Origin of the sequence: Streptomyces hawaiiensis (genome assembly GCF_004803895.1) — a bacterium.
GTDB classification, from domain to species: Bacteria; Actinomycetota; Actinomycetes; order Streptomycetales; family Streptomycetaceae; genus Streptomyces; species Streptomyces hawaiiensis.
In genome coordinates, this window is record NZ_CP021978.1 from 475,889 (window position 1) to 496,373 (window position 20,485).

Below are 20,485 nucleotides of genomic sequence, written 5' to 3' on the forward strand. Positions count from 1 at the left end.
CTCCTTCGGGAGTTCGGGCGGCTGCGGACGTCGGCGACCTGCGGGCGGGGTCAGCCGGCGCCGGTCGCGGCGGTCTCGCTGTCAAGGACCTCGCAATAGGCGGCCTCGGTGGCCGCGGCGACCTGGCCCCAGCCGTACCGGCTCAGGACGCGCCGGCGGCCTGCCGCACCGCAGGCGGCACGGGCCGCCGGGTCGGCGAGCAGTCCGGCGACGGCGCGGGCGAGGGCCTCGGGGTCGCGGGGCGGCACCAGCCGTCCGGTGCCCGGGTCGGCGACGGTGTCCAGCTGCCCGCCGACGGCGCTGGCCACCACGGGCACGCCGCAGGCCATGGCCTCCAGCGGAACGATGCCGAACGGCTCGTAGTCGGCGGGGCACACCACCACGTCGGCGGAGCGCAACAGCGCCGGCACCTTCTCGCTGGGCACGGCGCCCACGAAGCGGACCCGGTCGGCGACGCCGGCGTCCCGGGCGATGCCGCGCAGCCGCCGCACCTCCGGGTCGTCGTCGAGCCGGTCCGCGGGCGGCCCGCCGATCACGACCAGCTCGGTCTCGGGCAGCCGGGCCAGCGCGGCGATGGCCACCGCGGCGCCCTTGCGCGGCACGAGCCGGCCCAGCTGGAGCAGCCGGTGCCGGTACGGTCCGCGCGGCGCGGCCGGGCCCTTCGGGGTGAACCGGTCGGTGTCGACGCCGCACGGCACGATGCCGACCTGGTGCGGGGGGATGCCCATGCGGGCCAGTTCGTGGGCCTCGTCCCGGCAGGTGGCGATGACGCGGTCGCAGCCGAGACCGATCTCGATCTCGCCGGGGATCCGCTCCGGCGGGCTGGTGTCGGCGAGCCGCTGGTGCCGCCGCTTCACCGTGCCGAGGGCGTGGTACGTGTGCAGCAGGGGCAGGCCGTGCTCGCGGGCCGCGCGCAGTGCGGCCAGGCCCGACATCCAGTAGTGGGAGTGCACGACGTCGGGGGCGCGGGTGCGCCAGCCGCGGGCGAGGTGGCGGCCGAAGTCGTCCATGTGCGGCAGGAGCGCGTCCTTGGGGAGAGGCTCGGCCGGCCCGGCGGGTACGTGGTGCACCTCGACGCCGTCGCGCAGCTCCACTCGGCAGGGCAGGTCGGGCGAGTCGCGCCGGGTGTGGACGGTGACGCGGTGGCCTCGGTCGGCGAGTGCGCCGGCGAGGCAGGCGACGTGGACGTTCTGCCCGCCGGCGTCGACTCCGCCGAGTGCGGCGAGGGGGCTGGCGTGCTCGGAGACGAGCGCGATCGCGAGGACGCCCGGGTCGAGCGGGTCGCCGCCGAGCGGCCCGCTGGGGAAGGGGCTGACGGTCGGGGTCATGAGCACACCTCCGTGATCAGGCGCTCCCAGTCGGCCAGGAAGCGCTTGAGCCCGTGGCGTTCGAGGGCCGCCTGGCGGGCGCGGGCCCCGTCCGCGGCCGCGGCCTCGGGTTCGTGCAGGTAGCGGCGGGCGGCGCGGGCCAGGACGTCGGGGCGGGTGGTCAGGGTGCCGGCGCCGGGCGGGACCGCCTCGACGGCCTCGGTGGTGGCGAGCGCCAGCACGGGCAGGCCCAGGTGCATGGCCTCCAGCAGGGACAGGCCCAGGGAGGTCCAGCGCACCGGGTGGAGGTACATGCGGCGTTCGGCCAGGGCCGTATGCAGCTCGCTCTGAGGAAGGTCGGCGGTGCGGCAGCGGTCGGCCGGCAGGCCGAGGTGTCCGGCCAGGCCCTCGGTTCCCATGCCGAAGACGTCGAGCGGCACGGCCTCGGCGAGGGCGGGCAGCAGGTCCGTGCCGGTGTGCCGGGCGCGCCGGACGGGTTCGTTGACGACGACGGCGGCGCGGGCGAGCCGGCCGCTGTAGCGGTGGCCCGGGTCGACGATGCCGTGCTCGATCACCTCGGTGCGGGTGGTGCCGCAGTCCCAGAACAGCCGGTTGAAGTGCGTGACGTGCACGAGCGTCAGGTCGTCGCGGTCGGCGCACGGGTGCCGGGTGTCGGGCACGGCGCCGTCGGGCGCGTTGTGCTCCAGGTACACCGCGGGCACGTCCCGGCCGGGGCGGCGCCCGCCGAGCCAGCGTTCGGCCAGCGCCGCCTCGTGCGGCCGCTGGAGAAGGACCAGGTCGACAGGCGTGTCGCCGAGTTCCTCGGGGGTGATTTCGCGTACGGAGGCGGGCCAGGTGAAGGTGCGGGCCCGTCCGAGGCCGTCCGGGCCGCGGTCGGGGGTGACGGGGACGAGGTAGGTGTGCGGGCCCTGGACGAACGCGGTGGTCCAGGAGCCGTGCACGTGCCACAGCAGGATGTTCATACGGCCGCTCCTCGTTCGGTCTGTTCTCCCCGGTCCGCCGGGCGGTCCGTGAGGGCCGCCACGGCGGCGAGCACCTCGGCGTCGCCGATGCCGTCGAGGCAGGGGTGCCCCGGCACCGGGCAGTGCCGGGCCCGGGTCTCCGCGCACGCGGCCTGCGGGTCACCGAGCAGGACGTGCGGTATGCCGTAGGGGGCCCAGCGGTCGGCGGGTACGACCGGCGCGAAGAGGCTGACGACGGGTGTGCCCACGGCGGCGGCGAGATGCGCCGGGCCGGTGTTGCCGGCGACCACGGCCCGGGCCGCGGCCAGGACTCCGGCCAGCTGCGGCAGATCGGTGGCACCGCCGAGGTCCAGGGCGTGCCGCCCGGCGACCCGTGCGGTCAGCTCACGCTCGGCGCGCCCGCCCGTGACGACCACACGGTGCCCCGCCGCGGACAGCGCGGCGACGGCCCGTGCCGCCCGGCCCGCGGTCCAGGCCCGTGCGGGCACGGCCGCGCCGGGGTGGAGGACGACGTACGGTTCGGGGCCCGTGAGGTGGGTGGTGTGCGGCGGCGGAAGGACGCGCAGCCGGCCGTCGTCGCCGGGTGGGAGCGGGAAACCCGCGGCGTGGGCCAGGTCGAGGGCGGCCAGGGCCTCGTGACGGTGGGGCCCTCTGCGGTGCCGCAGGTCGAGGAGCGCGCCCGGGTAGTCCTCGCAGTCGGCGGCGGTCCGTCCGATCCCGGCCAGCTTCAGCAGCAGGGCGACCGGCAGCGGGCTCTGGTGGTACGACACCAGCACGAGCGCCCGGTCGAAGCGGCCCGCCGTGAGCGTCTCCATCAGCTGCCGGGTGGCCGCCCGGGTGACCGGCGGCGGCTCGAGACCGACCCAGGGGGCGTCGTAGGTCAGCACGTCGTCGACGCCGGGCAGCATCCGCCCGGCCGGGGCGCCCTGGGGTCCGCAGAGCAGCGCGGTATAGGAGGATCCGGCGGCGACGGCCCGTACGGCGGGTCCTGCGAGGAGCACGTCTCCGGAGCTGTCGAGGCGGACCACGAGGGTGCGGGGAAGGCGGGTGGGGGTCATCGCGGCTCCCGTGCCTGCACAGCCGGGCCGAGGACGAGACGCACGGCCGTCGGCAGGTCCGGTGCCGTGACCTCGGCATCCCCGGCCTCCTCGGCCCGGGTGACGGCCGTGGGAACCAGCACCCCGCGGGCCCCCGCCGCACGCGCGGCCGCCATGTCCGCTCCGATGTCGCCGATCACCACGGTGCGTTCGGGCGGCACGGCGAGCCGGCGGCACGCGGCCAGGATCAGTCCGGGTGCCGGTTTGCGGCAGTCGCAGCCCTCCCCGGGTCCGTGCGGGCACACGGCCCAGACGGCGAACGGCCCGAGCAGTTCCTCCACCCGCAGCCGTACGTCCTCCACCTCGCGGCGGGTCAGCAGGCCCCGGGCCACGCCCGACTGGTTGGTCACGACCCCGACGGGCACCCCGGCGGCGCGCACGGCGTCCACGGCCTCCCGGGCGCCGGGCATGAGCGCGACGCGCGAGGGGTCGCCGTTGTAGGGCACGTCGGCGACGAGCGTGCCGTCACGGTCGAAGAGGACGGCCGCGGGCAGCGGACCGCCCGGGTCGTGCGGGCGTCGCCGCACGTCCCCGGGGAGCAGCCAGGGCCCGAGGGGCGCCGTCATGACCGCAGCCGTTCCCGGACCGCCGGGCGGGGCGCTGTCGCCGGCTCGCCGCTGCCGAACGCGGTGTGCGGCCGGGCCTTGCGGTGCACGAGCCGTCCGCGCAGCCAGTGCCAGGTCGCGGCGGGCGGGACGAGGGCGCTGGTCACCGTCATGGTGAGGACCTCGTCGCGGGTGCCCGGCCCGGGCAGGATCCGGGCGAGGGCGAACTCGGTGGTGCCGGCCAGCCACGTGGCGGCGAAGGCCGCGGCAGCCCGCTGCCGGCCGAGCAGGGCGCAGCCTAGCGCGGTCACCCCCGCTCCGGTCACGGCCAGATGCAGGGGCAGGCGCCCGCGGGGTGCCTCCGCCCGGCGCCACCAGTGACGGCCGTGCAGCCGGGTCATCAGCACGTCGTCGGCGTTGCCGGCCTGAAGCCGGACGGAGATCCAGCGTCCGGCGGGCCGTACGGGGTGGGTGGTGATGCGCCGGCCGCCGGTGAGCGTCCAGCCGGCGTCGAGCACGCGCAGGGCGAGGTCGGCGTCCTCGCGGAAGGCTCGCGGGAAGCGTTCGTCGAACCCGCCCACGGCCACCAGCGCGGCCCTGCGGTAGGCCATGTCGGCAGTGATCCAGCGGGCGCCGGCGAGTCCGGCCGTGTTGCGTTCCCAGTCCGTGGGGCGCCGGTCGGCGGGCAGGGGCACCTCGATGCGGGCGGTGATCCCGGCGGTGCGCTCGGTGGCCGCGGACAGGTCCAGGGTCAGGTCGTCGCCCCAGGTGGGCCCGGGGACGACGTCGTCGTCGAGGAAGACGATCCAGGGCACGTCACCGGCGGCCCGCCAGCCGAGGTTGCGGGCAGCGGCCGGTCCGCGCGCCCCGCCGGGCACGACGACGGTGCGCGCGCGCAGGGACGGCGGGACGTCGGCGGTGAGGGCGGTCCGGGGCGCGCCGGGCCGGTCGTCGACGAGGACCACCCGGACCGGGCCCGGCCCGGTCGCCTCGGCGAGGGCGTGCAGGCAGGCGCCCAGGCTGGGCCGGCCCAGGGTCGGAATCACGACGGCGTACTCGGCGTCGCGTGCCAGGGCGTCGGGTGCGGTCATCGGGGGCCTCCGGCGTCGTCGCTGCGGGAGTCGGTACCGAAGAGGTCGCCGCGCCGGATCGCGTACGGGCCGATGGCCAGCAGGTCGACGGGCGAGGAGCCGAAGCACTCCAGTGCGTCGCGTGGGTCGTCGACCATGGGCCGGCCGGCGGTGTTGAGGCTGGTGTTGACGACCACGGGCAGCCCGGTGAGCCGCTCGAACTCGCCGAGCATCCGGGCGACCAGGGGCTCGCGGTCCGGGTCGACGGTCTGGATGCGGGCCGTGCCGTCGACGTGGACGACGGCGGGGATGCGGTCCCGCCAGGCGGGCGCCACGTCGTGCACGAACAGCATGTAGGGGCTCGGCAGCGGGCCGTCGAAGAGGCCGGCGGCGCGGTCGGCGAGGACCATGGGGGCGACGGGCCGGAACTGTTCGCGGCCCTTGACGTCGTTGAGCCGTTCCAGGTTGCCCGCGTGCCCGGGGTGGGCCAGCAGAGAGCGGTGGCCCAGGGCCCGGGGGCCGTACTCGGAGCGGCCCTGGAACCAGGCGACGATCCCGTTGTCCGCCAGGGCGCGGGCGACGGTCGCGGCGATGTCCGGGGGCCGTTCGAAGGGTACGGCCGCGGTCTTCAGCCAGGCGCCGAGCTCGGCGTCGGACCACTCCCGGCCGAGGTCGGCGCCGGCCATGGCCTCCGGCTGGTCGCCCTCCACGGCGGACAGCAGCAGGGCGCCGCCCAGGGCGGTCCCGGCGTCTCCCGCCGCGGGCTGCACCCACACCCGCGAGAAGGGGCCCTCGCGGGCGATACGGGAGTTGGCGACACAGTTGAGGGCCACGCCGCCGGCCAGAGTGAGCACGCGGTCGTGGGTCCGGCCGTGCAGCCAGCGCACCAGGTCGAGCAGGGTCTCCTCCAGCACGCCCTGGGCACTGGCGGCGACGTCGGCATGGTCCTGCGTCCACGGTTCGTCGGGCCCGCGGGGCGCGCACAACTCGTGCCAGGGCACGCCGGTGGCGCGGAAGCCGCCGTCGCCGGTGGGGTACACGTGGCGGCGCAGTTCGGCGCGCATGCGCGGCCTGCCGTGGGAGGCGAGGGCCATGACCTTGAACTCGTCGCAGGAGCGCAGGAAGCCGAGGTGTTCGGTGAGTTCCTCGTAGACCAGGCCGAGCGAGTGCGGCAGGTCCTGGGCGTGCAGCGCCTCCAGGCGGTCGCCCACGCGGCGTGCGGCCAGGTGGGAGGCGCGTTCGCCGCGGCCGTCGAGGACGAGGACGGAGGAGTTCTGGGCGTCCGGAGCGGCGAAGGCGCTGGAAGCGGCGTGCGCCATGTGGTGCGGGACGAAGCGGACGAGGCCGGGGTCGAGGCCGGGCAGGGCGGTCTTCAGGAAGCCGGGCGCCTCACGGGCGTAGGTCAGCCGGAGGTGGTCCCACGGGTCGTCCAGGCCCATGTCCTCGGCCGGGCGGGCGAGCGCCGGGTCGAAGGAGTAGGTGACCGCGTCGAGGTCCTGCGGGCGCAGCCCGGCCCGCTTCAGGCACCAGGACGCGGCCTGCTCGGGCAGTTCCCAGGCGGAGAACGGCAGGGGCCTCTTGCCGTGCTTGCGCCGGGAGAACCGCTCCTCCTCCGCGGCGGCGACGGTCCGTCCGTCGATCACCAGGGCGGCGGCGGGATCGTGGAAGAGGGCGTTGATTCCGAGGATGCGCATGGGGAGACGGGCCTTTCGGCGGTCGGGAGATCCGGACGCGGCGGTGCGGGGTGCCCGGGCGGGGTCACTCCTCGGTACTGGTCTCACTGGTCTCGCGGAACCAGGTGATCGTGCGCCGCAGCCCCTCCTCGGCGCGCACCTGTGGGTCCCAGCCGAGCTTGTCGCGGGCCAGGGTGATGTCCGGGCAGCGCACGGCCGGGTCGTCCACCGGGCGTTCGATGTAGCGGATCTGCGAGGAGGACTCGGCGAGCTCGACGACCAGGCGCGCCAGGTCGAGCATGGTGATCTCGGTGGGGTTGCCGATGTTGACGGGGCCGCGCATGCCGTGGGCGGCGGCGGCGAGGATGCCCCGCACGGTGTCGTCGACGTAGCACAGCGACCGGGTCTGGCGGCCGTCGCCGGTCACGGTGAGGGGCTCGCCGGCCAGGGCCTGCCGGACGAAGGTCGGCACCGCGCGTCCGTCGTGACCGCGCATCCGGGGGCCATAGGTGTTGAACAGCCGCACGATGCAGGTGTCGGTGCCCTGGGCGTCGGCGTGGGCGGTGGTCAGTGCCTCGCCGAAGCGCTTGGCCTCGTCGTAGACGCTGCGCGGGCCGACGGGGTTGACGTTGCCCCAGTAGCGCTCGTCCTGGGGGTTCTGCAGCGGGTCGCCGTAGACCTCGGAGGTCGAGGCGAGGACGAAGCGGGCGCCGGAGGAGTGCGCGAGTTCCAGGGCGTTGCGGGTGCCGAGGCTGCCGGTCTCCATGGTGTGCAGCGGGAGGCGCAGGTAGTCCGCCGGGGACGCCGGCGAGGCGAAGTGCAGGACGAGGTCCGGCGGCCGCTTGATCCGCAGGCCCTCGGTGACGTTGGCCTGGACGAGCGTGAAGCCGGGCTGTTCGAGCAGCGGCGATATGTTCTCGGCCCGGCCGGTGCTGAAGTCGTCCACGCAGGTGACGGCCGCGCCCGCGTCCAGCAGGGTGGCGCACAGGTGGGAGCCGACGAACCCGGCGCCGCCGGTGACGACGGCGTGTTCCCAGTTCCGTGAGAGGGCGGTGGTCATGTCGGTCTCTCCTCCGTCGGCGGCGGTGCGCGGCACGACGGCTGCGCCTCGGTCCGGCGAACGCGGGCCGGAGGGCCGTCGGGCCCACGCTCAGCCTCCGCCGACCGTGCGGGCACGGCACGGTCGCGTACGGCAAACCGGTGAGTCACGGAGGGTGAGGAGAGCGGCTGACGGGCTGTCCGCGCAGTCGGCGGGACGACCGCGGGTGCGTCAGGCGATCAGCGTGCGGCCCGGGTTCAGGCGGTCGAGCAGCTGGTCCTGGTGCAGGTCGGCGACGGGGGCGAGCAGGTCGGGGTGGCGCAGCAGGGCGGCGGCCTTCCGGTCGCCGTCGTCAGGGGCGGTCAGCCGGCGGAACTCCGCCTGTGACCCGGTGCTGTGGCTCCCGTCGGCGAGCGCCGTCACCGCCCGGGCGGCCAGCTCCGGGTCCGTGAGAAGGCAGGCCGCCCAGCTCGCCACGACCTCGTCAACCCAGGTGCGCCAGGCGTGGGCGTCCATGTCGTCGCCGAGGGCGGCGTCGGCGCCGGTGACCCAGTCCAGCCGCCCTGAGCCGCCGGGTCCGGCCATGCCGAGCAGGGCCGCGTCCATCGCCGTCGGGTACCTCAGCCAGGCCGCGACCGTCACGGCCTGGCGGGCCTGGACCTCGCACAGGGCGGAGGCCAGCGCGCCGCCGGAGGCGGGGAAGGCGCGGGTCAGCCACTGGGCGGTCGCCGCGATGACAGGGGAGAGATCTGCGTGCACTGCCGGGCCGTCCGGGGGAAGGGAGCGGGGATCTGGTCGTAGACGGTAACCGCCGCTTCCCGCACCCGGACGTGATCGGGGCCTCCTCCAGGACGTGGCCTCTGCCACACCGGCCGCCGGCGCCAAGCCCGTGCGCCCCGTCGAGCGGCGCCGGGAGCGGCGACGCCTCGTTTCGCCGCACAGGGGCCGGGCACCCGGCCCGCGTGTTCCCCCACGGACCCGAATCCGCTGGTCCGGCCCGGCGTGCAGGTGCCCGGTCGCCGGTCCGCTCGCTGCGCTTCGACGGCTGGATCGCGGGGATCGGCACCGCCTCCGGCGTCCGTGTGGTGCTCGGGCACTGGCCGCGGTCGCCGTGGGGGCCGTTCAGCGACGTGATGGTCGAGGGGGCCGACGGACACCGGCTGCTGCTGGCACCCACGGACGAGACGGCGGACTTCGTCGCCGGCACCTACGTCTTCGACGAGGTACGGGTCGTATCGGTGGAGGTACGGATCACCGACCGCCGGCACTGGTTCGTCACGGCCCCGCCGCTCCACCTGCGCTTCAGCACCGGCCGCCGGAACCTGCCGGGCCTCGCGCTGCGGGCGGTTCCGGGCCGGCTCGCCACCCGCCCGGGCTGGATCGCGCTGTGGGACCGGCCCGCCCGGCTGCTGCTGGGAGCACGTACCCACGGCAGCGTCCGGACCGGACGGCACCAGTGGTACGGCGCCCGGGATCTGCACCCGGTCGCCTCGGCCACCGTCACCCGTAAGGGCGAGAACCTCGGCGCTCTCGCCCCGGTCGAGCCCCCGGTGCGCTTCGGTGCCGGCTCGACACCCCGCCATCCCTGCCTCGTACGGGTCACCACGACGGTGTCCGTGGAGCAGGGCCGGAGTACGACAGGAGTTGCGTCATGACGGAACAGCGAGCGGATTCGCCGGACGCCCAGCGTGCCCCGGCCACCGACATGTCCCTGCTGGGCATCTACCTCAACGACCATCTCGCCGGTGCCACCGCCGGGACGGCGCGCGTGCGCTACCTGCTGCGCTCATGCGGTGGCTCGCCGCTCGCCGACGCGCTGGCCCCGGTCGCCGCCGAGATCGCCGACGACCGGACGAGCCTGCTCCACTTCATGCGACGCCTGGACGTCCCGGTACGCCGCTACAAGGTCTACGCGGGCCGGGCGGCGGAGCAGGTGGGGCGGCTGAAGAGCAACGGCAGCCTCGTACGGCGCTCCCCGCTGAGCACGCTGTGGGAGCTGGAGGCGCTGGCGCTCGGGGTGGAGGGCAAGCTGGCGGGGTGGGAGACGCTCCGCGATCTGGCCGCCGCCGACGAACGTCTCGACCGACGGCAGCTCGACGAGCTCATCGAACGGGCCCGGCGGCAGCACGCCACGTTGGAGGCGCTGCGCCACAAGCAGGTCGAGGTCGCCTTCCGCCAAGCCTGAGAGACCGGGCCCGGCTCACCAGAACCTGCTGCTGAGGGCGGGCTGATGGGCCAGTTGCACGGCGTCGCGCAGCCGCAGCGCGACACTGATGGTGGCCCGCAGGGCGGACGGGCGGACGGTCTGGGCGATCTCGGTGGCGAGGACCAGCAGGCAGCCCGCCGCCTGCTCGACGACCGAGACAGGCAGGATGAAGTCGTTGTCGGCGGCCGTGCGGAACGCCTTCAGGGGGATCGCGACTCCGTCGATGGCCCGGTGCGCGGCCTGCTCCAGGTGCTGAGCGGCCTGTTCGCACACGGGGGCGGGCAGGGCGATGGTGCGCTGGAACGGTGAACTCGTCATGACCCGACTGCTCCCCCGGCGGTGGCCGGTTCTGTCGGCCGACGCCCCGATTTCACCGTCCCGCGTGACGGCGCGCGGCGCAGGTCCGCAACCGGGGCGGCCGCCGGAGCCGGGCACGACGTCGGACGGACGAGAGTCCGGGCCCGGTGCGTCGCCCGTCAGTACGCTGAGGGGCGATCGAGAGCGGCGTCGAGAGGGAGTCCCATGACCGTCCGTTCGGATGTCGTGGCCCGGCTCACCGGGCGGGCGGTCAGCGGTGAGAGGCCGCTGTCGAGGGCCCTCGCCGAAGTCACTCTCGACGACGGGCGGATCGTCGTCGTCAAGCGGTCCACGGAGCCGGGAGCGGCGCGGGCCGAGGCGGCGGGGTTGCGATGGCTGGCCGCTGCCGGGAGCGTGCGGGTGCCGGTGGTGCACGGGCACGAGGAGGGCTGGCTGGTCATCGACCGGGTTCCGCAGGGACGGCCGGGCCGGGAGGCGGCCGTGCGGTTCGGCCGGGACCTTGCCGCGCTGCACACCGCCGGGGCACCCGCGTTCGGGGCGCCGCCGCCGGACGGGCCCGTGGACGCGTACATCGGGCAGGCGCCGATGCGCAACGAGCAGGGCACCGACTGGCCGCGTTGGTACGCCGAGCAGCGCGTGCTGCCCTATCTGCGGCGGGCGGTCGACCAGGGCACCGTCCGGGCCGGTGAGGCGGCCGTCGTGGAGCGTCTGTGCGCGCGGCTGCCGGGACTGGCGGGGCCGGCCGAGCCGCCCGCGCGGCTGCACGGCGATCTGTGGAGCGGCAACGTGCTGTGGGGGGCCGACGGGCATGTGCGGCTGATCGACCCGGCCGCGCACGGCGCGCACCGGGAGACGGACCTGGCGATGCTGCGCCTGTTCGGCTGTCCCCAGCTGGAGCGGGTGCTGGACGGCTACCAGGAGGTGGCGCCGCTCGCGGTCGGCTGGGCGGGACGCGTCGGCGTGCACCAGCTGTTTCCGCTGCTGGTGCACGCCGTGCTGTTCGGCCGGGGCTACGCGGAACAGGCCCTCGCGGTGGCCCGTTCGGCCCTGGCGGGGTGACCCGTCAGCGGGTCACGACATGCCGTTCGTCGGGGACGCAGTGGGTCATCGTGAGGCCCTCGACGTCACGCGGCTTGTTCTTGCCGAGGTTGGCCAGGCGTTCGCGGTCGTCGTCCGTGAGGTCCTGGCTCGCCAGCGGCTCCAGAGCGGCCACGTCCTCCGGGCCGATGCCCAGGCCCTCGCCGACCCGCAGGCCGAGGTCGTTCTCGACCAGCAGGGAGTGCCAGACCATGCGCTCCTGGATCGCCCGGTCGCACTGGGCCAGTTGACCGATGAAGTTCTTCACCAGGTCGTCGCGTTCCCAGCCCTCCAGCAGCAGGTAGCGCTGACCGGCCTGGAGGTAGTCGTTGGTGCGCGGGATGCGCTTGCGGGTCACCCGGCCGTGGATTTCGGGGCCCTGCTCGTCGTGGGTCGGGTACTGGGCCTCGCGCAGGCCGCCCGTGATGGACGGCTCGTAGTTGACCTGCGGGTTCTCGCCGCCGCCGTCCACGTGGTAGGCCATCTGGCCGTCGCGCTGGTTGGTGTGCACGTCCGCGTTCTTGGCCTGGTTGACGGGGAGCTGCAGGTAGTTGGGCCCGACCCGGTGGCGCTGGGTGTCGCTGTAGGAAAAGGTCCTGCCGACGAGCATCTTGTCGTCGGAGAAGTCCAGGCCGTCGACGAGGACGCCGGTGCCGAAGGAGATCTGCTCGTTCTCGGCGAAGAAGTCCTTCGGCATCCGGTCGAGCACCATCCGGCCCACCGGCTTCGGCGGGAAGTCCTGCTCGGGCCAGGTCTTGGTGTCGTCGAGCGGGTCGAAGTCGAGCTCCGGGTGGTCGTGGTCGTCCATCATCTGGACGAGCAGCTCCCATTCCGGGTGGTCGCCGCGGGCGACGGCCTCGTACAGGTCCTTGGTGGCGTGGCCGAGGGTGTCGGCCTGGACGTTGGCCGCGTCCTCCTCGGTCATGCTGCGCACGCCCTGCTTGGGCATCCAGTGGTACTTGACCAGCTTGGTCTCGCCGTCGGCGTTCACCCACTTGTAGGTGTTGACGCCGAAGCCCTGCATATGGCGGTAGTCGGCGGGGATGCCGCGCGGGCTGAACAGGTTGACCAGCATGTGCATGGCCTCGGGCGTCTGCGACATGAAGTCGAAGATGCGGCCCGGCTGCTGCTCGAAGGTCACCGGGTCCGGCTTGAGGGCGTGGATGACGTCCGGGAACTTGATGGCGTCACGGATGAAGAAGACGCCCAGGTTGTTGCCGACCAGGTCCCAGTTGCCGTCCTCGGTGTAGAACTTCACGGCGAAACCACGCGGGTCGCGGGCGGCCTCGGAGGAGTCGCGGCCGCCGATCACCGTGGAGAAGCGCAGGGCCACGTCCGTGCGCTTGCCGCGCTCCTGGAACAGTTTGGCCCTCGTGTAGCGGCTGATCGGCTCGTCACCCCAGGTGCCGTAGGCCTCGAAGTGGCCGTAGGCGGTGACGCCGCGGGCGTGCACGACGCGCTCGGGGATGCGTTCCCGGTCGAAGTGGCTGATCTTCTCCAGGAACTGGTAGTTCTCCAGCGTGGCGGGGCCGCGGGCACCGACCGTGCGCTGGTTCTGGTTGTCGTAGACCGGATGGCCCTGGCGGTTGGTGAGTACCTTGCGGTCGTCGCCCGGAGCGGGGCCGGTACCGGATACGTCCGTCATGTGCGTGGGCTCCTTCGGCTCGTGGCCGGCGGCCGGCCGGGTCGGCACCGCGAGCGGCCGCCCGGCCGGTCCTGGCGGGACGGGCCGGGTACCCGGAGGGGCGGGGTCACTCACGTGCCACGTGAGCTCATCGGACGGCGGTGCCGTCCCCCGGGCCGGGGAGGCACCGCCGTTACGTCCGTCACACAGGACGCCTCCCCCGCCCACTGCACGAGCGCGCTGTCCGCCGAGACCGGGCGGAAGGACACCTCCACCACGTCCTCCCATACCGGGCCCAGTGGCGGGGCCTGGCTCGTGCACCTCTACCGTGAAGCCGACGTCGCCGGTGTGCAGGCCGGTGCTCAGCCACAGGGCGCCCGGTGTCGCCGCCCCGCACAGCCCCGCACAGCCCCGCGCTCTGCCCGGCGAACGCCTCGGCCAGACCCGGCCCGAAGCCGTCCGGATCGCTCTCGACGTAGATCTGCCCGTAGTGCACATGGACCTCTCCCTCGACCGGCCTGCGCACGATCACGTCCTCCTCGCGTGGGGATGGCATGGTGAGCTGGCCGCATCGTGGCATCCGCCACTGACGATCAGCGGTGGCCACAGGCAGGAGAGGCATGCGGCACGTCTACTGGATCGGCGGCGGGAGCGGCGCGGGCAAGTCCACGATCGCCCGTCGGCTCGCCGGCCGGCACGGCTGGCGTCTGTACGCGACCGACGACGTGATGGCCGAGCACGCGCGCCGGACCACCGCCGAGGAGGCGCCCTTCCTGCACGAGTTCATGGCCATGGACATGGACGAGCGGTGGGTGCACCGGTCCCCCGAGACCATGCTCGAGACGTTCCACTGGTTCCGGGGCGAGGCCTTCGGCCTGATCGTCGAGGATCTCGCGCGCATGTCGCGGGAGACGCCGGTCGTCGTCGAGGGATTCCGGCTGCTGCCGCACCTGGTGAAGCCGCTGCTCACCGAGCCCGGCCACGCGGTCTGGTTGCTTCCCACGCCGGAGTTCCGCCGGGTGGCGTTCAGGAGCCGTGCCGCACCGCAGGGGAGTTTCACGCGGCGCACCGGTGATCCGAGGCGGGCGAACCACAACATCGCCGTACGGGACGCCCTGTTCACGGACCGGCTGCACGAGGAGACCGCGCGCCTGGGGCTGCCCGCCGTCACCGTGGACGGCACGATGACGGAGGACGAACTCACCGAGCGGATCGGCGAGGTCTTCCGGCTCTGACACGGCAAAGGGCCCGGACCCCGACGGGGTCCGGGCCTTCGAGGGGCCGGTGGGCCTCAGCCTCCGTCGAGGCGTGCGCGCAGCAGCCCCTTGCCCAGTTCGGCACCCTTGCGGCTGTCCGCCTGGGCCTTGCGGAACAGATCCGCGACCTCGGTGTCCTTGGCGCGCTCCGCGTCCTGGATGTAGCTCTCCAGACGCAGGGCATTGTTCAGGCACGCCTCGACATACCAGATGAGGTTGTAGTCCTTGTCCTGCGTACCGGTCGTACCGCCGGTCTCCGATCCACTGCTCATGCGGGCCTCCTTCTCGCGGAGCGGACCTCTTCAGGCGCCGGACGGGTACCCGCCCTCCGGTCGGGCACACAGCCCGTGTCGGTCACGTCGGGTGACTGCCGTGTCACCGTCGCGGACACCGGCCGGTCAGACCCGTACGCACCACCAACTCCCGCCTCCTGTACGGCAATCCAGACAGTTACCCCGGAAGCCCACAGACACCGATCACTTTCGGAACGAAGTGACGCTCCACCGTGCGAGACCGGTCGATGACGGTGTGTACTGTGCTGCGGGTGGCTCGCCAGAGCACCTCGGACCCAGCCCTGCCCGACTCCCTCCTGGAATCGACGCGATGATCGAAGTACCGGACCTGGCCGTAGGCGCCCTGGCCCTCGGCACACTGTCCGCGTTCGCCCTCGGCGGCGGGCTGCTGCGCTCGCGGCGGCAACTGGCCGCGCAGCGTGCGAAGACGGCCGCACTGCGGGCGCAACTGGACGGCACCTCCCGGGCGTTCACTTCCGAGGTCGAGCATCTGGCGGCGCGGCGGGTGCCCGCCGCGGCCCGGCAGGCCGCACATTCCCATGTCACCGTGCCCGGCCCGCTCAACCCGCAGCTGGCCGGTTCGCCGCTGGGCGCCGCCCTGGAACAGGTACTGAAGGGGCTGCACGCCGAGCTGGCCGCACAGCGCACCCGGATCGACGCGGCCGCGCAGGCCGGGATGCGCGGGGCCACCCGGGAGATCCAGGCGGCGCTGTACCGGCTGCAGGACGCCCTGCGCGCACTGCAACAGCGCTACGACGACCCCGAGCTGGCGCAGACCCTGTTCGAGCTGGACCACGAGAACGAGCAGTCGCTGCGGCGCGCGCAGATCGCCGCGGTGGTGTGCGGGGCCTGGGTGGGGCTCGCCCGGGAGGAGTCCCACCTCGTGGACGCGGTGACGGGCGGTCAGGCCCGGCTCGCGGGCTACCGGCGCGTCCGGGTCAGCAACCACCTGGAGGCCGGTACGGCCCTGGTGTCCCACGCCGTCGAGCCGGTCGCCATCATCGTCGCCGAGCTCCTGGACAACGCGCTGCGGCACTCCGCGCCCGACACGGACGTCGTGGTCAACCTCGAGGCGGTCCACCACGGTGTCTGCGTCACCGTGGACGACGCCGGTCTGGGCATGACGCAGGACGAGCGGGCCCGGGCCCAGCGGATGGTCGCCGGTTCGGATCCGATCCTGCTGACCGAGCTGGGCGACCCGCCGCGCATGGGGCTCGCGGCCGTCGGCCAGCTGACCAGGCAGTTTGATCTGAGCGTGGACCTGTCCTCGCCGTCGCCGTACGGCGGGGTGCGGGCGGTGCTGCGGGTCGGCAGTCATCTGCTGACGCGGATCGACCCCGAGGAACTGCCTCCGGCGGCCGGCGCCCCGCGATCGACCCGCAGGGCGACGGTGCGGGACGCGGTCGCGGTCAGCGGTTCCGGCGCGTCCCAGGGTTCGGGCACTGGCCCGTCCGGCCCGCACCCCGCGCCCCGGCCCGTTCCGGCCGCCCCGCCGCACGAACCCGAATCCGCCCCGGCCGCCCCGCCGCACGAACCGGAGTCCGCCCCTGTCGGCGCGTCCGACGGCTCCGGGCCTGCTGTCGGACCCCGGAGGCCCGAGCCGCTTCCCGCAACCGCGAGCCACGATCACGGTTATGGCAAGGAGCAGGACGCCGACGCCCCGGCCCCCGGCCACCACGGCCCGCGGGAGAGCGGCGGCCTCCCGCAGCGGCGTCGCCGCGGACGCGCCACGACCTCGACCGGCCCCGCCGCGGCCGAACCCGCGCCACAACGCCGCCCGCGCCGCCCCGAGGAGTCCGCGGCGGCCCTCGGTGCCCTCCAGTCCGGCACCGCGGCAGCGCGCAGGGCCGCCGCATCGAACGCCGGCGCCGTCCCAGCCGTACCTGAGGGTGCCCCGGCCGCGACCACGGCCGACGCGGCGTCCGAGGACGCCGACAGCAACGACCACGAAGGGGGAACGGCTCGATGACCAGCCGCGCAGCGGGGGACACGGCATGGGTGCTCGAACCGGTCCTGGAGGTGCCGCACGTCGTGGCCGCCGTCCTGCTCACCCGGGACGGACTCGTCACCGGCTACACCGACGCGCTGTCGCGGCCGTCGGCCGAGCGGGTCGCGGCCATCACCAGCACCGTGCAGGGCGCCTGCCGTACCGCGGCGGCGGCGTTCGCCGACACCGACCGGGCCGACATCCGGCAGGTCGTCATCGAGTCGGACCACGGCTATGTGCTCATCGTGCCGACGGACCACGGCACCTGCGTCGCCGCGTACGGCGATCCCGAGGTGCGACTGGACCTGCTCGCCCACCGGGTGCACTCGCAGGTCGCGCGGCTGGGCGAGAAGGCGATGGCCGCCGGGCCCCGAGGTGCCGACGGCGACACGCCGGCATGACCGGCCGCCGAGGCGGCCGTCCCCTGGTTCCCGCGTACCTGTCGACCGGCGGGGTGGCGCGGCCCAGCCGTGCGCATCTGGAGCGGCTGTCGGTCCTCACCGGCAGCGGTGAGCCGGTCCCCGCGGAACTGCCCGCCGCCCAGGCGGCACTGCTGGAGGAGCTGGAGCACGGGTCGCTGACGGTGGTGGAGGCGGCGGCCCTGCTGCGACTGCCCGTCTCCGCGGTGCTCGTGCTGGCCGCCGACCTCCTCGACCGCGACCTGGTACTGGCCCGTGCGCCGATCCCGCCCGCCCGGCGCTTCGACCCCGACCTGCTGAAGAGAGTGGCCGATGGCCTCCGCGACCTCAAGCACCGTTGACGCCGATCCCGGGGATAGGGACATCCATCTCCCCGACACCGCCCAGGACTTGGTGAAGATCCTGATCACCGGGCCGTTCGGGGTGGGCAAGACCACCCTGATCCGCTCGGTGTCCGAGATCCGCCCGCTGCACACGGAGGAGCAGCTCTCCGAGGCGTCCGCCCAGGTCGACGATCTCGCCGGCGTCCGGGACAAGTCGACCACCACGGTCGCCATCGACTTCGGCCGGATCAGCCTGCCGGGCGGCATCGTGCTGTATCTGTTCGGCACGCCCGGCCAGGAGCGGTTCCGGGCACTGTGGGACGACATCGCCTACGGGGCGCTCGGCGCGCTCGTCCTGGTCGACGCCCGCCGGATCGACGCCTCGTTCGACGTGCTGGAGCTGGTGGAGGAGGCGGGACTGCCGTACGCGGTCGCCTTCAACACCTTCCCCGACACGCCCCGCCACCACACGCCCGAGCAGTTGCGCGCGGCCCTGGACCTGGAGCCCGCGACCCCGATGGTGACCTGCGACGCGCGGGAGGCGAACTCCTCGGTCGACGCCCTGCTCGCGCTGGTGCAGCACCTGATCGACCACCACCCCCCGGAGCCCCGGTGACCCACCCGTCCCCCGCCGAGCAGGCCTTCTCCCTCGCGGTGCCCGTCCGCCTGTGGGAGGACGGCTTCGCCCGCGACCCCCACTCCTACTACGCCGCCCTGCGTGCCCACGGCCCGGTCGGCTGGGCCGAACTCGCCCCGGGCGTCCCGGCATACGTCGTCACCGGCCGGCGGGCGGCGCTGGACCTGCTGCACGACACGCAGACGTTCTCGCACGATCCCCGGCCGTGGGAGGCGACCGTCCCCGACGACTCGCCGGTGCTGGGCATGATGCGCTGGCGGCCCAACACCCTGTTCGCCGACGGCGGCGCCCACCTGCGCTACCGCACCGCGCTGATCGACGCCTTCGACCTGGTGGAGCCGCACGATCTGCGGGCCCGGGTGCACCGGGCGGTGCATCTGCTGGTGAGCCGGATCGGGCCACGCGGTGAGGCGGACCTGGTGGGCGAGTTCACCCGGCCGCTGATGGCGCTGGTGTTCAACAGCCTGTTCGGGCTGCCGGACAGCGCGAGCGACCGGCTGAACGCCGCGCTGGGCAAACTGATCGAAGGCGGCGCCCAGGCCGCGCAGGGCGAGGCCGAGTTCGGCGGGTACGTGCTGGAGCTGATCGCCGCCAAGACCGAGCGGCGCGGCGACGACCTGCCGAGCTGGCTGCTGGACCACCCGGCGGGGCTGACCCCCGAGGAGGTCACCTGGCAGGTGTTTCTCACCCTCGGCGCGGGGCACGAGCCGACGGCCAACCTGGTGTCCAACGCGCTGTCCCGGATCCTCGGCAACCCGGCCTACTACTCGACGCTGACCAGCGGCGCCCGCCCCGTGACGGACGCGGTGCTGGAGGTCCTGCACCACGAGACGCCCCTCGCCAACTACGGCATCCACTACGCCCGTACGCCGGTCACCTTCCACGGGGTGTGGATCAGGGCCGCGGTGCCGGTGGTGATCTCCTACGGGGCGCTCGCCCAGGCCGCCGAGCGGGAGCGCGGCGCGGACCGCCACCCGTCCGACGCCTCGCACCTGTCCTGGTCGGCGGGCCCGCACGCCTGTCCGGTCAAGCAGCACACCCTGCTCATCGCCACGGAGGCGATCGAACGGCTCACCCAGTGGCTGCCCGACCTCGAACCCGTGCTGCCCCGTGAGCGCCTCACCTGGCGGCCCGGCCCGTTCCACCGCTCGCTGACGGCGTTGCCCGTCCGATTCAGCCCCCGCTCCCCCGACCAGCCAGGAGGACGACCGTGACCGTGACCGACCGCATCGCTCTCGACCCGTTCGGCGCCGACATCGCCGCCGAGAGCGCCCGGCTGCGCGCCCTCGGCCCGATCGTGCCCGTGGAGCTGCCCGGCGGCCTCCCCGCCTGGGCGCCCACGCGCTACGACACGCTGAAGGAGCTCATCCTCGACCCCCGGGTCAGCAAGGACCCGCGGCTGCACTGGCGGCTGTGGCCCGAGATCGGCGAACACCCGTCCTGGGGCTGGATCCTGGGCTGGGTCGGCGTGGTCAACATGCTCTCCACCTACGGCCCGGACCACACCCGGCTGCGCAAGCTGGTCGCGCCCAGCTTCACGCACCGGCGCACCGAGGCGATGCGGCCCCGGGTGGAGGCGATCACGGCGGAGCTGCTGGCCGCGCTGGAGGCCGCCGACGGCGAGGTCGTGGACGTCAAGGAGGGGCTCGCCCATCCGCTGCCGATGCGGATGATCTGCGAACTGATGGGCGTGCCGGACGCGTTGGCGCAGGACACCGGCCGGCTCATCGCGGCCATCATGGACACCTCCGACCCGAGCCCGGAGCACGCCGCGTCCGTGCAGCGGCAGATCGGGACGGTGCTGCCCGCGCTGATCGCGTACCGGGCCGCGCACCCCGGGGACGACATGACGACCGAGCTGATCCGGGTCCGCGACGAGGACGGTGACCGGCTGAGCGACGAGGAGCTGCTGTACACGCTGCTGCTGGTCATCGGCGCCGGTTTCGAGACGACCGTGAACCTGATAGGCAACGCGGTGGTCGCCCTGCTGCGCCGCCCCGAGCAGCTGGCGGCCGTGCGGTCCGGGGAGATCGGCTGGGACGCGGTCGTCGACGAGACGCTGCGCGCGCACCCGTCGATCGCGTCGCTGCCGCTGCGGTTCGCCGTCACCGACCTCACCGTCGGCGAGGTGACCGTCCCGGCCGGCGACGCCATCATCACGACGTACGCCGCCGCGGGGCTCGATCCCGAGCACTACGGGCCGGACGCCGACCGGTTCGATGCCGCGCGCGGCGCCGAGGACCATCTGGCGTTCGGGATCGGCGTCCACCGTTGCATCGGGGCGCCGCTGGCCCGGCTGGAGGCCCTGACCGCGCTGCCTGCGCTGTTCGACCGGTTCCCCGGCCTGCGTCTGGCCGAAGGCGACGAGGGTCTGCGGCAGGTGCCGTCGTTCATCGCGTTCGGCTGGCAGGAGATCCCGGTGCGGCTGCGGGGCTGACGCCACCGAAGACACGCCGCCGTGCGGGGCAGCGCGCGGGAGCGCGACCGGTCCCCCGTTCCGGTCGTGCCCCCGCGGTTAGTTGAACTTACGTCCATGGCCGAGGCCTTGTGAACCGTGTCGATGCCCGCTGCACGCCCGGCAGGGCTCACCCGTGCACAGCCGTGTCCGGATGGCCCGGTTTCGTCCCGCCC

General features: G+C 74.2%; 21 protein-coding genes. 10 read left to right on the forward strand and 11 right to left on the reverse strand.

Annotation, left to right across the window (positions count from 1 at the left end):
• Positions 1-50: 50 nt before the first annotated feature.
• The 8 genes from CEB94_RS02255 to CEB94_RS02290 all read right to left on the reverse strand — a co-directional run bounded on the left by CEB94_RS02255 (position 51) and on the right by CEB94_RS02290 (position 8,473).
• A complete protein-coding gene (locus tag CEB94_RS02255; protein WP_175430540.1) occupies positions 51-1,328 on the reverse strand; it encodes a glycosyltransferase in 1,278 nt (425 codons plus the stop codon).
• Entirely contained in the window at positions 1,325-2,290 is a 966-nt protein-coding gene (locus CEB94_RS02260; RefSeq protein ID WP_175430541.1) for a glycosyltransferase, read from the reverse strand. Before CEB94_RS02260 ends, CEB94_RS02255 begins: the two co-directional genes overlap by 4 nt.
• Positions 2,287-3,348, reverse strand: a complete 1,062-nt coding sequence (locus CEB94_RS02265) for a glycosyltransferase family 9 protein (RefSeq protein ID WP_175430542.1) — start codon at positions 3,346-3,348, stop codon at positions 2,287-2,289. Before CEB94_RS02265 ends, CEB94_RS02260 begins: the two co-directional genes overlap by 4 nt.
• Complete coding sequence (locus tag CEB94_RS02270) at positions 3,345-3,953, reverse strand: D-glycero-alpha-D-manno-heptose-1,7-bisphosphate 7-phosphatase (RefSeq protein ID WP_175430543.1); 609 nt, start codon at positions 3,951-3,953, stop codon at positions 3,345-3,347. The genes CEB94_RS02265 and CEB94_RS02270 overlap by 4 nt, the downstream gene beginning before the upstream one ends.
• Positions 3,950-5,023: a glycosyltransferase family 2 protein gene (locus CEB94_RS02275; RefSeq protein WP_175430544.1), complete on the reverse strand. Its 1,074-nt coding sequence runs from the start codon at positions 5,021-5,023 to the stop codon at positions 3,950-3,952. The genes CEB94_RS02270 and CEB94_RS02275 overlap by 4 nt, the downstream gene beginning before the upstream one ends.
• A complete protein-coding gene (locus CEB94_RS02280; RefSeq protein ID WP_175430545.1) occupies positions 5,020-6,696 on the reverse strand; it encodes a carbamoyltransferase family protein in 1,677 nt (558 codons plus the stop codon). Before CEB94_RS02280 ends, CEB94_RS02275 begins: the two co-directional genes overlap by 4 nt.
• Positions 6,697-6,760: 64 nt before the next feature.
• Positions 6,761-7,735: an NAD-dependent epimerase/dehydratase family protein gene (locus tag CEB94_RS02285; protein ID WP_175430546.1), complete on the reverse strand. Its 975-nt coding sequence runs from the start codon at positions 7,733-7,735 to the stop codon at positions 6,761-6,763.
• Positions 7,736-7,945: 210 nt separating this feature from the next.
• Complete coding sequence (locus CEB94_RS02290; protein ID WP_175430547.1) at positions 7,946-8,473, reverse strand: hypothetical protein; 528 nt, start codon at positions 8,471-8,473, stop codon at positions 7,946-7,948.
• Positions 8,474-8,676: 203 nt separating this feature from the next.
• Here CEB94_RS02290 and CEB94_RS02295 point away from each other — a divergent pair, with 203 nt between their 5' ends.
• Both CEB94_RS02295 and CEB94_RS02300 read left to right on the forward strand, forming a co-directional pair.
• Entirely contained in the window at positions 8,677-9,369 is a 693-nt protein-coding gene (locus tag CEB94_RS02295) for a hypothetical protein (protein ID WP_425472416.1), read from the forward strand.
• Positions 9,366-9,899, forward strand: coding sequence for a hypothetical protein (locus CEB94_RS02300; RefSeq protein ID WP_175430548.1), 534 nt, complete (start codon positions 9,366-9,368; stop codon positions 9,897-9,899). Before CEB94_RS02295 ends, CEB94_RS02300 begins: the two co-directional genes overlap by 4 nt.
• Before the next feature lie 15 nt (positions 9,900-9,914).
• On the opposite strand, the gene CEB94_RS02305 is transcribed toward CEB94_RS02300, so the two are convergent.
• Positions 9,915-10,238, reverse strand: a complete 324-nt coding sequence (locus CEB94_RS02305) for a hypothetical protein (RefSeq protein WP_175430549.1) — start codon at positions 10,236-10,238, stop codon at positions 9,915-9,917.
• Positions 10,239-10,442: 204 nt separating this feature from the next.
• On the opposite strand from CEB94_RS02305, the gene CEB94_RS02310 reads away from it, so the two are divergent.
• Positions 10,443-11,297: a fructosamine kinase family protein gene (locus CEB94_RS02310; RefSeq protein ID WP_175430550.1), complete on the forward strand. Its 855-nt coding sequence runs from the start codon at positions 10,443-10,445 to the stop codon at positions 11,295-11,297.
• 4 nt (positions 11,298-11,301) lie between these two features.
• Here the strand turns inward: CEB94_RS02310 and CEB94_RS02315 are convergent, their stop codons facing one another.
• Positions 11,302-12,960, reverse strand: a complete 1,659-nt coding sequence (locus CEB94_RS02315; protein WP_175430551.1) for a catalase — start codon at positions 12,958-12,960, stop codon at positions 11,302-11,304.
• Between the two features lie 599 nt (positions 12,961-13,559).
• Here CEB94_RS02315 and CEB94_RS02320 point away from each other — a divergent pair.
• Positions 13,560-14,174, forward strand: a complete 615-nt coding sequence (locus CEB94_RS02320) for a hypothetical protein (protein ID WP_175430552.1) — start codon at positions 13,560-13,562, stop codon at positions 14,172-14,174.
• 56 nt (positions 14,175-14,230) lie between these two features.
• On the opposite strand, the gene CEB94_RS02325 is transcribed toward CEB94_RS02320, so the two are convergent.
• On the reverse strand, positions 14,231-14,467 hold the full coding sequence (locus tag CEB94_RS02325) for a hypothetical protein (RefSeq protein ID WP_175430553.1): 237 nt from the start codon (positions 14,465-14,467) through the stop codon (positions 14,231-14,233).
• 331 nt (positions 14,468-14,798) lie between these two features.
• On the opposite strand from CEB94_RS02325, the gene CEB94_RS02330 reads away from it, so the two are divergent.
• The 6 genes from CEB94_RS02330 to CEB94_RS02355 are packed head-to-tail and all read left to right on the forward strand — an operon-like array spanning position 14,799 to position 20,291.
• Positions 14,799-16,457 (forward strand): sensor histidine kinase, encoded by a 1,659-nt coding sequence (locus CEB94_RS02330; protein WP_175430554.1) that lies wholly within the window; start codon positions 14,799-14,801, stop codon positions 16,455-16,457.
• Positions 16,454-16,876, forward strand: coding sequence for a roadblock/LC7 domain-containing protein (locus CEB94_RS02335; protein ID WP_142166142.1), 423 nt, complete (start codon positions 16,454-16,456; stop codon positions 16,874-16,876). Before CEB94_RS02330 ends, CEB94_RS02335 begins: the two co-directional genes overlap by 4 nt.
• Positions 16,873-17,235, forward strand: a complete 363-nt coding sequence (locus CEB94_RS02340) for a DUF742 domain-containing protein (RefSeq protein ID WP_175430555.1) — start codon at positions 16,873-16,875, stop codon at positions 17,233-17,235. The genes CEB94_RS02335 and CEB94_RS02340 overlap by 4 nt, the downstream gene beginning before the upstream one ends.
• The gene (locus CEB94_RS02345; protein WP_175430556.1) at positions 17,207-17,833 is read left to right on the forward strand and encodes a GTP-binding protein; all 627 of its coding nucleotides are present in this window, start codon (positions 17,207-17,209) and stop codon (positions 17,831-17,833) included. Before CEB94_RS02340 ends, CEB94_RS02345 begins: the two co-directional genes overlap by 29 nt.
• Entirely contained in the window at positions 17,830-19,068 is a 1,239-nt protein-coding gene (locus CEB94_RS02350) for a cytochrome P450 (protein ID WP_175430557.1), read from the forward strand. Before CEB94_RS02345 ends, CEB94_RS02350 begins: the two co-directional genes overlap by 4 nt.
• A complete protein-coding gene (locus tag CEB94_RS02355; protein ID WP_175430558.1) occupies positions 19,065-20,291 on the forward strand; it encodes a cytochrome P450 family protein in 1,227 nt (408 codons plus the stop codon). Before CEB94_RS02350 ends, CEB94_RS02355 begins: the two co-directional genes overlap by 4 nt.
• Positions 20,292-20,485 lie beyond the last annotated feature (194 nt).

What these genes read in the sequence shown, in the direction of transcription:
- CEB94_RS02325 (WP_175430553.1), bottom strand. Translation starts at nt 14,467, where the DNA reads ATGAGCAGTGGATCGGAGACCGGCGGTACGACCGGTACGCAGGACAAG.
- CEB94_RS02300 (WP_175430548.1), top strand. Translation starts at nt 9,366, where the DNA reads ATGACGGAACAGCGAGCGGATTCGCCGGACGCCCAGCGTGCCCCGGCC.
- CEB94_RS02280 (WP_175430545.1), bottom strand. Translation starts at nt 6,696, where the DNA reads ATGCGCATCCTCGGAATCAACGCCCTCTTCCACGATCCCGCCGCCGCC.
- CEB94_RS02330 (WP_175430554.1), top strand. Translation starts at nt 14,799, where the DNA reads ATGATCGAAGTACCGGACCTGGCCGTAGGCGCCCTGGCCCTCGGCACA.
- CEB94_RS02310 (WP_175430550.1), top strand. Translation starts at nt 10,443, where the DNA reads ATGACCGTCCGTTCGGATGTCGTGGCCCGGCTCACCGGGCGGGCGGTC.
- CEB94_RS02275 (WP_175430544.1), bottom strand. Translation starts at nt 5,023, where the DNA reads ATGACCGCACCCGACGCCCTGGCACGCGACGCCGAGTACGCCGTCGTG.
- CEB94_RS02315 (WP_175430551.1), bottom strand. Translation starts at nt 12,960, where the DNA reads ATGACGGACGTATCCGGTACCGGCCCCGCTCCGGGCGACGACCGCAAG.
- CEB94_RS02305 (WP_175430549.1), bottom strand. Translation starts at nt 10,238, where the DNA reads ATGACGAGTTCACCGTTCCAGCGCACCATCGCCCTGCCCGCCCCCGTG.
- CEB94_RS02320 (WP_175430552.1), top strand. Translation starts at nt 13,560, where the DNA reads ATGCGGCACGTCTACTGGATCGGCGGCGGGAGCGGCGCGGGCAAGTCC.
- CEB94_RS02265 (WP_175430542.1), bottom strand. Translation starts at nt 3,348, where the DNA reads ATGACCCCCACCCGCCTTCCCCGCACCCTCGTGGTCCGCCTCGACAGC.
- CEB94_RS02255 (WP_175430540.1), bottom strand. Translation starts at nt 1,328, where the DNA reads ATGACCCCGACCGTCAGCCCCTTCCCCAGCGGGCCGCTCGGCGGCGAC.
- CEB94_RS02345 (WP_175430556.1), top strand. Translation starts at nt 17,207, where the DNA reads ATGGCCTCCGCGACCTCAAGCACCGTTGACGCCGATCCCGGGGATAGG.
- CEB94_RS02260 (WP_175430541.1), bottom strand. Translation starts at nt 2,290, where the DNA reads ATGAACATCCTGCTGTGGCACGTGCACGGCTCCTGGACCACCGCGTTC.
- CEB94_RS02285 (WP_175430546.1), bottom strand. Translation starts at nt 7,735, where the DNA reads ATGACCACCGCCCTCTCACGGAACTGGGAACACGCCGTCGTCACCGGC.
- CEB94_RS02340 (WP_175430555.1), top strand. Translation starts at nt 16,873, where the DNA reads ATGACCGGCCGCCGAGGCGGCCGTCCCCTGGTTCCCGCGTACCTGTCG.
- CEB94_RS02270 (WP_175430543.1), bottom strand. Translation starts at nt 3,953, where the DNA reads ATGACGGCGCCCCTCGGGCCCTGGCTGCTCCCCGGGGACGTGCGGCGA.
- CEB94_RS02335 (WP_142166142.1), top strand. Translation starts at nt 16,454, where the DNA reads ATGACCAGCCGCGCAGCGGGGGACACGGCATGGGTGCTCGAACCGGTC.